The 11,879-nt window shown below is 61.6% G+C and carries 14 protein-coding genes and 1 pseudogene; 6 read left to right on the forward strand and 9 right to left on the reverse strand.

The annotated features are described in order from the left end of the window. Nucleotides 1-84 precede the first annotated feature (84 nt). Together MF410_RS12445 and MF410_RS12450 are read left to right on the forward strand one after the other, a co-directional pair. A complete protein-coding gene (locus MF410_RS12445; protein ID WP_097627696.1) occupies nucleotides 85-672 on the forward strand; it encodes a DUF1214 domain-containing protein in 588 nt (195 codons plus the stop codon). Then, on the forward strand, nucleotides 665-1,213 hold the full coding sequence (locus MF410_RS12450) for a membrane protein (protein ID WP_003587740.1): 549 nt from the start codon (nucleotides 665-667) through the stop codon (nucleotides 1,211-1,213). Before MF410_RS12445 ends, MF410_RS12450 begins: the two co-directional genes overlap by 8 nt. A gap of 13 nt (nucleotides 1,214-1,226) precedes the next feature. On the opposite strand, the gene MF410_RS12455 is transcribed toward MF410_RS12450, so the two are convergent. Then, nucleotides 1,227-1,394 (reverse strand): hypothetical protein, encoded by a 168-nt coding sequence (locus MF410_RS12455; protein WP_165503950.1) that lies wholly within the window; start codon nucleotides 1,392-1,394, stop codon nucleotides 1,227-1,229. Nucleotides 1,395-1,932: 538 nt separating this feature from the next. Between MF410_RS12455 and MF410_RS12460 the strand changes: the two genes are divergently transcribed. Both MF410_RS12460 and MF410_RS12465 read left to right on the forward strand, forming a co-directional pair. Continuing rightward, nucleotides 1,933-2,139: a hypothetical protein gene (locus tag MF410_RS12460; RefSeq protein WP_097627694.1), complete on the forward strand. Its 207-nt coding sequence runs from the start codon at nucleotides 1,933-1,935 to the stop codon at nucleotides 2,137-2,139. A 249-nt stretch (nucleotides 2,140-2,388) separates the two neighbouring features. Further along, nucleotides 2,389-3,438, forward strand: a complete 1,050-nt coding sequence (locus tag MF410_RS12465) for a DUF2336 domain-containing protein (protein WP_097627692.1) — start codon at nucleotides 2,389-2,391, stop codon at nucleotides 3,436-3,438. A 21-nt stretch (nucleotides 3,439-3,459) separates the two neighbouring features. On the opposite strand, the gene MF410_RS12470 is transcribed toward MF410_RS12465, so the two are convergent. From MF410_RS12470 to MF410_RS12480, 3 genes are all read right to left on the reverse strand, one after another. After that, nucleotides 3,460-3,804: a DUF1491 family protein gene (locus MF410_RS12470; protein WP_097627690.1), complete on the reverse strand. Its 345-nt coding sequence runs from the start codon at nucleotides 3,802-3,804 to the stop codon at nucleotides 3,460-3,462. Nucleotides 3,805-3,980: 176 nt separating this feature from the next. Then, entirely contained in the window at nucleotides 3,981-4,904 is a 924-nt protein-coding gene (locus MF410_RS12475) for a peptidoglycan-binding domain-containing protein (protein ID WP_097627687.1), read from the reverse strand. Then, nucleotides 4,876-6,417 (reverse strand): HAMP domain-containing sensor histidine kinase, encoded by a 1,542-nt coding sequence (locus MF410_RS12480; protein WP_097627685.1) that lies wholly within the window; start codon nucleotides 6,415-6,417, stop codon nucleotides 4,876-4,878. The genes MF410_RS12475 and MF410_RS12480 overlap by 29 nt, the downstream gene beginning before the upstream one ends. Nucleotides 6,418-6,869: 452 nt before the next feature. Between MF410_RS12480 and MF410_RS12485 the strand changes: the two genes are divergently transcribed. Both MF410_RS12485 and MF410_RS12490 read left to right on the forward strand, forming a co-directional pair. Then, nucleotides 6,870-7,364 (forward strand): DUF5330 domain-containing protein, encoded by a 495-nt coding sequence (locus MF410_RS12485; RefSeq protein WP_097627683.1) that lies wholly within the window; start codon nucleotides 6,870-6,872, stop codon nucleotides 7,362-7,364. A 289-nt stretch (nucleotides 7,365-7,653) separates the two neighbouring features. Further along, nucleotides 7,654-8,076, forward strand: a complete 423-nt coding sequence (locus MF410_RS12490) for a SufE family protein (protein ID WP_003587751.1) — start codon at nucleotides 7,654-7,656, stop codon at nucleotides 8,074-8,076. Between the two features lie 212 nt (nucleotides 8,077-8,288). Here MF410_RS12490 and MF410_RS12495 read toward each other — a convergent pair. The 5 genes and pseudogenes from MF410_RS12495 to MF410_RS12515 all read right to left on the reverse strand — a co-directional run bounded on the left by MF410_RS12495 (nucleotide 8,289) and on the right by MF410_RS12515 (nucleotide 11,861). After that, nucleotides 8,289-8,721 (reverse strand): annotated as a pseudogene (locus MF410_RS12495) (MucR family transcriptional regulator). 440 nt (nucleotides 8,722-9,161) lie between these two features. Beyond that, nucleotides 9,162-9,494: a monovalent cation/H(+) antiporter subunit G gene (mnhG, locus tag MF410_RS12500; RefSeq protein WP_097627681.1), complete on the reverse strand. Its 333-nt coding sequence runs from the start codon at nucleotides 9,492-9,494 to the stop codon at nucleotides 9,162-9,164. Beyond that, entirely contained in the window at nucleotides 9,491-9,841 is a 351-nt protein-coding gene (locus tag MF410_RS12505) for a cation:proton antiporter (protein ID WP_097627679.1), read from the reverse strand. Before MF410_RS12505 ends, mnhG begins: the two co-directional genes overlap by 4 nt. Then, the gene (locus tag MF410_RS12510) at nucleotides 9,838-10,311 is read right to left on the reverse strand and encodes a Na+/H+ antiporter subunit E (RefSeq protein WP_131711496.1); all 474 of its coding nucleotides are present in this window, start codon (nucleotides 10,309-10,311) and stop codon (nucleotides 9,838-9,840) included. Before MF410_RS12510 ends, MF410_RS12505 begins: the two co-directional genes overlap by 4 nt. Further along, entirely contained in the window at nucleotides 10,308-11,861 is a 1,554-nt protein-coding gene (locus tag MF410_RS12515; RefSeq protein ID WP_097627675.1) for a Na+/H+ antiporter subunit D, read from the reverse strand. The genes MF410_RS12510 and MF410_RS12515 overlap by 4 nt, the downstream gene beginning before the upstream one ends. Nucleotides 11,862-11,879: the final 18 nt, after the last annotated feature.

Consider the following 11,879-nt stretch of genomic DNA (forward strand, 5'->3'; position numbering starts at 1 on the left):
TCGCGTACATGTCGTCGCATGGCATTCCACCCCACCAGAATCAGTGGTAACCCTTTAACTCGATATGGTTTCCAAGGTCTTGACGTGTTTCGATTTCCCCTCTTCATCCTGGTCACGCTGATCGTCGCCTTCGGCGGCGGGATCATGATTTCGCTGTATGCGCTGGATGCGACACAGGGTTTCGGGGCGATCAAGCTCGGTGCGTGGGAGGCCTTTCCGGCGCTTCAGACGGTCGATGCCGATCCTTATGCCAAGTCGCATCGGGCTCGCGCCGGCAAGCTGCTCTACGGCAGCGCCGAGGGGCTGACCTTCACGGCGAGCGTCGACGACGACGGTGCGCGGCTGAATGCCGGCTGCCGCTACCGCATCAGCGGGCAAACGCCGCCTGCCCGGATCTGGACACTCTTTACCGCCGACAATGGCGGCAACCCGGCGGCAGTCAAGACCGGGCATCCCTCAGCGCTCAATTCCTGGACGGTGCTGCGCCAGCCGGACAGCAGCTTCTCGATCGACATCTCAGCCGCGGCGCAGCCCGGCAACTGGCTGGCCTTGCCGGAGGCCGGCACCTTCCGGCTGGTGCTGACGCTGTTCGACACGCCGACCGCCGGCAGCTCCGGCGTGATCGACCTCGCCATGCCGAAGCTCACCAAGACCGGATGCGGCAATGCTTAGGATCTTCTTCGCCATTCTGACCGGCCTTTTCGGCGCAGCCCTGCTGCACCTCGTCATCATCCTGTCGCTGCCGCATTTCACCGGCAAGGATGCGGCGACCCGCGTGGAGGCGGAGGGCGACCTCAACAATTTCACGTTGCTCGGCGGCCAGTATGACGAAGCAGGCCTTGCCAATGGCGACCCCTTCGTGCGCACCGCCGTCTGCTCCTTCGACGTCGAGGATGCGCCGGTGCATTTCACCGCCAAGGGCAATGTGCCCTTCTGGTCGATCGCCATCTACGACAGCGCCTCCAACGAGGTCTTCAGCATGAACGACAGAACCTCGGTCGGCGGTGCGCTCGATGTGCTGGCCGGCGGCCCGATCCAGCTGACCGACCTGCGCAAGAACCTGCCGCAGGAATTGCAGCAGGCGATCCTGGTGGAAATGGCGCGGCCGGACGGCTATGCCGTGCTGCGGACGCTGGCGCCGCAGGCAAGTTTTAATGAGGCGGCGCGGAACTTCCTGACGGAAGCCGGCTGTGAGCAATTTAGCGCCCGCTAAAGTTGAACGGACGTTACTTCTTGTTGACGCGCGGCGCGGGCGCCGGACCATGTCTAGGGCTCTCGGTCAGCCGCTCGTAGCGGACGCCCGTGAACCAGAGGATCTTAGCTTCGCGGGGCTCTTTGTCCGGGCGGCGGGGCGCCCGCGGCTGCCGATCCGCCAATGCGACTACTATTGCCATTCTCGTCTCCATGCACTGCCCGAGACGGATGAACTTACGATGGATTTCACCCTGCCCGCCAATGTGCGAGCCGGCGCGTCCTGCGGTGGCGGAGTGACCGAACCGAGGGCATTCGCGCCTTTCCCACGGCACCTGGTTGAAATACCGTGATCAGGAGTCTCAACGATCCAAACACTCAAATCGCGTCGTTCCCATCCGAATTGAGACATATGACAGTTAACAGTTTACTAATATTCGGCGGAAGCCAAACACAGTTCACGTTACCTGCTCTGTAACGCGCGAAGAGTTGATTTGGTTTCACGCCGCCGCCCAAGGCTCCGGCCCGAACTCGAAGTATAAAACAAGAAGTAAATCATATAGTTGAGAAGAGCGGAGCACGCCTACCCCGGCAGCAAAAGAGCAATGTTGCAGAAATGCTTCATGAAAATATTTAATTGCACACGACTCCGATACGCGTATGTTTGCTCCAGTCGATCAGCATTTCCGGCCCCGATCGATCGCGGATATTCACGCTCTTGCCGGAATGCGGAGGCTAGCGATGTCTTTGCTGGTGAATTCATATTTCTCGCCTGACGATCTCGAGATTCTGCGCGGTGCGCTCGATGCCTGGTGCGCGGAACGGCGCGTCGACATCAAAAGCGTCGAGGCGCAGTATGCGGCATCGGCGGCACTCGACCTTTATCAGGCCGGCCACAACAGCCGCGAAAAATTGCTGGACGCGCTGCGCGATCGCAAAGCCGCCTGACCTTTTCCCTTGTGATGCCAGCGATGTGCAGTCGTTGCAGCGGCCTCTTCCACCAGACTTTTATGTTGCCGGCCAATCACGCCGCGACACGCGCCGCGTGTATATTTCTGGCGCATTTTCACAAAATCTTCAGCATGCATTAACCCTACCGGTGTAGGATTTGTTCATAACCCATGTGGCCCGGCATGCGTTCCGCCAGCGCATATCGGCCCGTGGTTCCCCTTGGTTCGGCGTTTTCGGGGTGTTCTTGTGCGTGACCGGTTTCGAGACCTAGAGGGCCCATTGGCCGTCAGGAAAAAGGACGTGGTATTGATGGCGACCGTCAGCAGTTTCGAGAACCTGTCTCATCCGACACGTTCCGAACTGCGCCAATTTGCCGAGCTTTTCATGCCGCTCTTCCAGGCCTCCTCCGACGAGGCCAAACGCCAGGCCGTCGCGGCACTCTCTCAATGCGAAAACATGCCGGCGGCCGTGGCGCTGTTCATCGGCAACCAGCCGATCGAGATCGCCGCCCCTTTTCTTGCCGCCTCCAAGGCAATTGCCGACGATACCCTGATTACCATCGCGCGCATGCAGGGTGCAGCGCATGTAAAGGCGATCGTCAGTCGCGATTCCCTCTCGCCGAAGGTCATCGATGCGCTGGTGGCGCTACGCCAGAGCCAGCCGCGGTCGGCCGCCGCATCGGCGCCCATCACAGAATCCCAGACGGTGCCGCTGTCGCCGGCGCCTGGAGAAACCTACGAGGCGGATGCGCTGCAGGAACAGCGGGTTGCCAATGAAGAGGCGCTGCGCGAGCGTATTCTCGGTCTTGCTGGCCATCTCGGCCGGGCCGACGAGGACAGGCTTGGCCTGCGCACGCTTACCGATATTCAGGAGGCGCTGCTGGTACGTTTTGCCCGCTCACGCGAGGCAATGCATTTCGCAACCGCGCTGGCCGATGCGCTGTCGGCCAGCCGCTGGCTTGCAGAACGCATCATGCTCGATCTTTCCGGCCAGCAGCTCGCGACGACGCTGACGAGCCTTGGCATGGGCTTTCTCGACGCCGTCTTCGTGCTGGAAAAGCTTTATCCGCATCTTGCCGAACAGCAGCACAATGTCACGCGCGGCTGGATGGTGCTCGATGCGCTCGATCCGGAAGAATGCCACGAACGGGTGGAAGCCTGGCGCCGCGCCGATCGCTACACCTACAAACCCGAAGCGGCCAATGCGCCTGCACCTCAGGAAACGCCGAGCCACCGCTTCCTCAATCAGGCGCCGGCGCAGCGCGACATGCGTGTCCTGGGGCGGCGATCCCGCTGAGATCGGCAGACCCGCCAGCCCTCAGCCATCCCGTGCAAGCGGGATCATGTCGCCCAATTCCTCCGCCTCGAGCTCGACGATCCACAGATCGGGGTCGAACCGGCGTTCCCGCTCCAGCATGGCGCGCACCGCCTCCGGCTCGCTGCGCGACAGGCGGATCTCGAACAGACGGGCGCCCGCCTCATCTTCGCCGAAGGCGGTCTGCGGCGCAGGCGCATAGAGCGTTTCCAGGCCGTCGCGAAAATGCTGGCGGATGAAGATCGCACCCGCCTCCTCCGCACCCTTCTTTTCGACGGCGGCAAAATCGCCGCTGGCGAAGACGCGGCGCAGGAGGGCGGAAACGAAGATGTCGGCGCGTAATCTCATCGGCGCGGTATAGACCGGGCAGCCAGCGGCGGCAATGCGGCGATTGGCGGTGTTCCAGACGACATGGCCAGGCCGCTTGGGCTGCGAGGGTTTCCGGTTATGGTAGGGGTGTTTCTAAGGCGTTTCGCGCTGTGCGCGGGAAAAGCGCTACGCACTTTTGCGCGACAGGCTTCGGGCTAAATTGCGCCGATCTCCTTGAGTTTTTTCAGCACCGCCTGGGTCGGCTCGCCGTTTTCGGGCAGGTTGTAGTGCTTCTGGAAATGGCGGATGGCCGCGCGGGTCTGCTCGCCGGCAACACCGTCGACGCCGACATTGGCATAGGCCATGTTGGAAAGGCCCTTCTGGATCTTCAGCACCAGGTCGACATTGGTGATTTCGCTTGAGGGAACCTGCTTTGCGGATGACGGAGCGGTTTTGACCGTCTTTTCGGCGCTGCGGATCGCCGCTGCGACCGGGTCTTCCGCCGCTGCCTTCGAGCTGACATCCTCGGGCGGCTTTTCCATGGGAACGGTCGAGGGGCCGGCTGAATCAGTCTTCAGCGCCGCCAGCACCTGCGGCGTCGGATCGCCGGTCTGGGCCATGCCGACGGTTTCCTCGAAGAAGAGGATGGCCGCGCTGGTACGTGGGCCGATGACGCCGTCGGGTATGCCGTTATAGAGGCCACGGCGCACCAGTTGTTGCTGGATGTCCATGACGAGCTGGCTCGGCTGCTGGCCGGGCGCGGCCGGCGCCGGCGTTGCGTTGGTGGTGGTCGCGGCATCCTCCGGCCGCTCGATGCGGAAGGTGGTGACGTCGCCCTGCTGCTCCTCCGCCGGGCGGCGGGCGCCGAGCACGTTGGAAGACTGCGGATCGCGGGTGCGGAAAATCGGGTGGGGATGCAGGCCCGGCTGATACCAGAGCGCATTGGCGGCGACGAAGGAGAAGATGACGACAAAGGTGATCGTGCCGCCGGCAACCGAGGGATTGCGGCCGATGACGCCGCCGAGCACCGAGGCGCCCTGCAGGCTGAGGCCGCCCAGGGCGGCTGCACCCGACATCAAGAGGCCCGGCTGCTGCCGTCCCCTTCTTCCCTTAGGCGATTTTCGCTTGTGCGCGGCCATCCAAACGCCCCTCCCCCAATTCTACACCTGCATTGAGCGCGCCCTTCAGCCGCGGCGGGAACTCGACAGTCGCGCCATGACCGGCGTCTTCGGCGCATATGGCGCCCGAGCCGTCCACCGCGATCTCTATGGTGATGATCGTGCCTTCGCCGGGCTGGCTGGCGATGGCGAAATGCCCGCCATGCAGCGCCACCAGCCCCTTGACCAGGGAAAGACCAAGGCCGGTGCCTTCGAAGCGACGGGTATAGTCGTTCTGGATCTGGACGAAGGGCTGACCGAGCAAGGCCAGCTTGTCGGCCGCAATACCGATGCCGGTGTCGCTGACCGTCAGCTTGAGGATGCCGTCGCGTGCCGCCGCGTCGACCGAGACGACGCCGCCGGCCTCGGTGAACTTTATGGCATTGCCGACGAGATTGATGAGGATCTGCTGGATGGCGCGCTGATCGGCGACGATCTCGCCGAGGCCGCGCTGGATCCGGCTCGTCAGCGTCAGGCCTTTGGTCTTGGCCTGCAATGCCAGCATCGATTCGCAGGATTTGACCGAACTCGCTATATCGAAAGGTTCAAGGATAAGCTCGTAGCGGCCGGCTTCGATCTTGCTCATGTCGAGCATGGTGTTGACGACGGACAGGAGATGGGCGCCGGATTCGCGCACGAGGCCGACATATTCGCGCTGACGGTCGTTTTCGAACTTGCCGAAATATTCGCCGATCAGGATATCGGAAAAACCGAGAATGGCGTTCAGCGGCGTGCGCAGTTCGTGGCTGACGGCGGCGAGGAAGCGCGACTTGGCGTCGTTTGCCGATTCGGCATCGGCAACACGGTTCTGGGCTTCGGCCCGCAGCTGCTGCTCGACGGAGACATCGCGCAGCTGAGCGATGACGGCGGCAAGTTCGCCGTCGGCGTCGCGCCGGGCCGTCATGTCCATTCTAAGATAGGCGAACTGGCGTTGATCGCGCGCGACCGAGGGGCGGTCGATGCGCAGATCGACGCACTCGGCATCCTCGCCCCGGCGCAGGCTATCGAGCGCCTGCAGGAAAAGGATGCGGTCGGAGACGTGCACCTGCTCCAGGAAGCCCCTGCCCTTGGGATCGCGCATCCAGGCGAGGAAATCGCGCCGGTCGCGGCCGCCGATCGTGGCCACACTGCCGTGCGGATCGAGGAAGAAGACGAGCCCGGGGGTGGCGTCAAGGAAGAAGTCCTCGGCCGACTGTGTCGCGATCCCGGCGGACGAGCCCTGACGGGCAAGCGCGATGCTGCCGACGGCGGAGAACAGAAAGGCGGCGCAAACCATGGCGACCCCTGCCGGCAAGGCGACGGCCGGACTGGTGACCGCCGAGAGGCCGATCGGAGCGGCAATAAGCGCAGCCGACGAGAACAGCACGAGGCGGCGCAGGATCGCAAGCTCGCGCTGGCGCACGGCTTCACCGCCGCCCGTCCGGGAGAGCCAGCTTGTCGCCGCCCGGTCTACGAGCGCCGTCACCCAGCCGCCAATGTTACTCAATACTCGCACGCAATACCCGCCCAAAAAGGCTGTCTATCGATCCGGACAATAGGCCCCGGCGGCTTAAAGAAAGGATAAGGCAAAAGCGCTGTTCACAGCCGAAAAGGCCCGAAAATCCCGTTTTGAAGCATCTGAAAGGCTCTTTGCCTTTTGTGGTTAATGGCAGGTAAGCGACGGATTTTCCTCATATTTCAGCATTGCGTTAACTCCTGTGGCAAGGCGAGCCGGCAAAAGCCCTGCAATTGCAGCGAGGTGCTGCCCTGATGCTTAACGGCGATCGCTCGCATTCGACTAAAATGTCCGTCAAATACCGTTCGCTAAAATTTGAACTAAATTTGCCGCAAATGCGCGTGAGTTTCGAAAAGCGGCATTCGCAACTTGGCGGTAGGGTGAAATCACACCGGACAACCGGCCTGATTCGGCGACAAGAACCGGACGGGAAAACAGGATGGGCAACGACAATGTGGTTTCTAATCAAAGGATCCTTCTGGTTTGGCCTTGTGCTCGTGCTCCTTTCCGTCTTTAGCACGGAGGGTTCCGACAAGTTCGCCAGCGGCCCGCAATTGCAGCTTTCCGACGCCTTTACGGCGGCAAGCGGCGCCTATGACTATCTCACCGGCATGTGCTCAGAAAAACCCGAGGTCTGCGCCAAGGGCGCCGAAACGCTCACCGCACTCGGCTACCGGGCGCGTGAAGGCGCCCACGTCGCCTATGAACTGCTCGACAGCCAGTTCAAGGACGAGACGCCGGCGACAGCAAAACATGCCGAAACGCAAATGCCGGTGGCTCTCACCATGCCTTCGCTTACGGCACCCGCCATCCAGGAAAAGGTACGCGAGGCAAAGGCCGCGCTGAACCAGCCGATGCCCTACCGCCCGCCGGTCGAAGATGACGCCTCCGCCGAGACGGTTGTCACCGGCGCGATCCCGCTGCCGACGCCGAAGCCGGCGATCTAGATTTTCCAAGCTTGCATCGGTGGCCCGCACGACGCGGAAATGCCCCATGCCTGACGTGCCTGCCCTGTTTAATTCAGCATGTTGCTGCGCCGTGAGGATGCCCATCCCTCACGGCGTTTCTTTTTCATGCATGTCACCAGGACGCGTGCCGCGGTTTAGAGATCACGACACGCATGAAAACGAGGAATTGAAGCGTGTCGCATGAATCCTGTTCGACGCGGCGCGCTTTAACGGTTCAAATCCGCCGGTCTTTCACCTATATGCAGTTTTAAGATTGAAAGGCTTTCCCATGGCATCCCTCGACCAGATCATCGACGACTTCGCCTTCCTGGACGATTGGGAAGACCGCTACCGCTATGTCATCGAACTCGGCAAGGCGCTGCCGGACCTCGCCGAGGAGAAGCGTACCTCCGAAAATAAGGTAATGGGCTGTGCCAGCCAGGTCTGGCTGGTGACGCATACAACAGGTGATCCCGACAACCCGGTCATGAGTTTCGAAGGGGATTCCGACGCCCATATCGTCCGCGGCCTCGTCGCCATCGTGCTTGCCACCTATTCCGGCAAGACGGCGTCGGAGATCGCCGGCCTTGATGCCTTCGAGATCTTCTCGAAGATCGGTCTGGTGGAGAACCTGTCATCGCAGCGTTCGAATGGACTGCGATCGATGGTCAACAGGATCCGTGAGGAAGCAAAGCTTCGCGCCGCGGCCTGAACGCGCTTGCGATAAGGGGTTCTGAGAGACGCCGCGCCCAAGCGATTCAGGAAGCGCTACGATCAACGAATCAGTACATTAACACTTGCTGATAGTATAGGAATACATTCTACGGCTGCTCGCAAAGCATAGGTCAGAGGCGCCGCCGCAAGCACAGACAGAAAAGCCGGGCACAAGACCCGGCTTTTGTCGTTGATGGCTTTCGAAAAAGCTCAGCCGCGGCCGCGCTTGCGGCGCTGACCCAGGCCCATTTCCTTTGCCAGGCGCGAACGCGCTTCGGCATAGGCGGGCGCTACCATCGGGTAGTCGGTCGGCAGGTCCCACTTCTCGCGGTATTCTTCCGGCGAGAGGCTGTGATGCGTCATCAGGTGACGCTTGAGGGACTTGAAGTTGCCGCCGCATTCCAGACACGTGATCTGCTCGTCCTGTACGGACTTGCGGACAGAGACTGCAGGCTTCTGTTTTTCGACGATGGCCGCAGCAGGCTGCGGTACGGACGTGTTGCTCAGTGCCGAATGCACGTCGGAAATCAGATTTGCCAGGTCGCTGACCGGGACAACATGGTTGCTGACATAAGCCGCGACGATGTCGGCTGTCAGTTCCACAAGCAGTCTCCGGCGCATTGCCGGTCGCCATTTCCGTCATATTTTTTCTCCTGTTAGCATGCTCAAACGGCCTTTGACTGTTACGTCAAAGACCCGCCTCGTAGAAGCGAACAGCAAAAGCACGGGAAGCGACCTTCTGTTTCGAAAAACGCGAAATCCACCCCTAGATTCCGAAGAGCGAGACCTGTTCTAATACTGCCTGGCTGCAAATCACTACGTCATGCCCCAGGCGATGGCCCCAGTTTAGACATAAAAAATCAAAACTGAGAGACTTGGAAGCAGTACGATTGCGATTCACAATCAGAACTCTACTTGCATTTTCAAATACCATCGTTTGGTCGAAAGGCCAATTATTATTTGTCGTTTTTCTTGAGAAAAAATGACAGATGAAGAATTAAGGCGCGTTCTGGCAAGCTTTACTCACAGCTTCCTGTGCATAAGTTTTGCATAAATCTGGTAAAGCGGCGAAACAGCACAGGCTCAGCGCTTTCGCATATCGTCGCGGACCGAGACGGCGCCGAGCGCATATCCCGAAAGGTGGGCGGCTCTGGCCAGCAGATGGGCGGAGACCGGCGCCGTCAGCAGCAGGAAGACGAAGCCGGCAATGGCGCGGGCGAGAATCGACAGTTCCTGCGAATAGAGGCCGGCGGCAAGAAGCAGCAGACCGGAACCGACCGTCCCGACCTTCGAGGCCGCGTGCATACGCGTATAGAGGTCCGGCAGCCGGACCAGTCCGATCGCTGCCGAAAGAGCAAAGAGCGCACCCGATATCAGCAGCAAGGCAGTGGTGCCGGCCAGGATATAATCCATCATCGTTTCTTCCCTCCCGCACGCCGTTTGGCGCCGGCCTTTGCCGGAGATGCGGACGCCGGCGATTTGATGTTGCCGCGCGACAGCACGAATCGGGCGAAGGCAACCGTTGCCAGGAAACCGACGAGGCCGAGCGAAATGGCGATATCGATATAGAGCGAAAAGCCGGTTTTGACCGCGATGACGGCGATCAAACCGATGGCGATGCCGGTCAGCATATCGAGGGCGAGGATGCGATCCGGCAATGTCGGGCCGGCAACGACGCGCCAGACCGTCAGAATCAGTGCCAGGCCGAGGATGATGAGTGCAGCCGAGGATGCGGCCGCGACGATGGCGGCAGGTGTGATCACCGGAAAGCCTCCATGATCTTGCGCTCGAAACCATTGGCGATATCGCGCTTGGCTGTCTCGGGATCGGAACAATCGAGCGCATGGACATAGAGCGTGCGGCGATCTGTGGAGACATCGACCGAAAGCGTGCCGGGTGTCAGGGTGATGAGGTTTGCCAGCAGAGTGATCTCGAAATCGCTCGTCACCGTCAGGGGGAAGGCGAAGATGCCGGGCTTCAGCTTCATATCGGGCGAAAGAATGGTGAGTGTGACCCTCCAGGCCGACAGCGACAATTCCTTCAGGAACAAGAGGGCGAGCGAGAACACCAGGCTGGCGCGGCGCAGATATCCCTTGCCGCCGAAGGGTTCGCGGATGATGGCGAGCGAAAGGGCGGCAAGCAGGAAGCCAAGAACGAGATTGTGCAGCGAGGCGCTGCCGGTGACGGCGACCCAGGCAATGGCGAGCAGAAGATTGAAGAGAAAGGCGATCACCTGATGCCTCCGGGAAAGACCGAATGAACATAGGCTTCTGGATCGGCAAGACCGGCGGCGGCCGATTGCGACAGCGCCAGCAGCTGGTCCGGCAGGATGCCGAAGCCGACGACCAGCGCCGTCAGCGCGGCAAGCGGCAGGCCGGTGCCCCAGAGGGCTGCGGCCGGTTTCGCGGCCATCGGCGCCGGGCGCCAATAGGCGAGCAGAAAGAGGCGGCCAAAGGCGATCGTCGTCAGAAAACCGCCGGCGAGGATCACGGCCGCCAGCCACCAGGCGCCACTATCGAGCGCGGCCTTGACGAGAATGACCTTCGGCCAGAAGCCGGAAAAGGGCGGCAGGCCGCAGGCGGCAAGGAAGAGCACCAGGGAGAGCGCGGTGAAGCCGCCGCTTTGGCGGTAGAGGCCGCCGAGCGTCGACAATAGAAAGCCGCCGCCGCGCCGGGCGATTTCACCAGCGGCAAGATAAAGCGCCGTCATCAGCACCATGGAATGAAGCGCGTAAAAGACTGCGCCGCTGATGCCGCCGCCCGTACCGCCAAGTGCGACGCCGGCAAGCATATTGCCGATGCCCGATATGACGACATAGCCGAACAGCCTGCGGATATCGTTTTCGGCAAGCGCGCCGAGCGCGCCGACGAGGATGGTCGCCGCGGCGATAAGCGCAATCAGCAGGCTCAATTCCTGGCGCTCCACCGGCAGCAGCATGACGACCACCCGGATCAATGCGTAAATGCCGACCTTGGTGAGCAGGCCGGCAAACAGCGCCGAGACCACGATGCGCGGTGTATGATAGGCTGCTGGGAGCCAGAAATTGACCGGAAAGGCGGCCGCCTTCATGGCGAAGGCGAGCAGGAAGAGACTTGCCAGCGTCATCAGCGGCGCCGTGGCGCGCAAATCCCTCGCCTTTACTGCGATATCGGCCATGTTGAGGGTGCCGAAGACGGCATAAAGGATGCCGACGCCGATCAGGAACAGCGTCGTGGCGATGAGGTTCAGCACCGCATATTTCAGCGCACCGTCGATCTGCCGACGTTCGGAGCCGAGAATGATCAGCCCGAAGGAGGAGATCAGCAGCACCTCGAACCAGACATAGAGATTGAAGATATCGCCGGTGAGAAAGGCGCCGCTGACACCGGCCATCAGCAGCATGAGCAGCGGGAAAAACCCGTATCGCCGGCCGCTGTCACCGATATCGGTCAGCGCATAGATGCCGGCGGCGAGCGCAGCAAGGGCTGAAGTGAAGGCCATCAGCGCCCCGAAGAGGTCGACCGTGAAGGCGATGCCGAAGGGCGGCAGCCAGCGGCCCATCACCATGGTGAGCGGCCCTTCGGCCACGACCTTGGCCAGCAGCGCCGCATCGATCAGCGCCAGCAACACAAGGCCCAAAATGGCCAGCCAGGCCTGCAGGCGGGGGTAGGCGCGCAGCATCAGCAGGACGGCGCCGAGCGTGATGCAATGGGCGACCGGCAGAATGGCAAGCCAATGGCCGATCGGCACCGGGGCGGTGATCAGGGCGGCGGAGAGATCGACGGCGGAGGTGGGAGCGGCCATCAGGCGTGGCCTTTGGGA

This window comes from Rhizobium sp. C104 (assembly GCF_022354505.1).
Classification (GTDB): Bacteria; Pseudomonadota; Alphaproteobacteria; order Rhizobiales; family Rhizobiaceae; genus Rhizobium; species Rhizobium redzepovicii.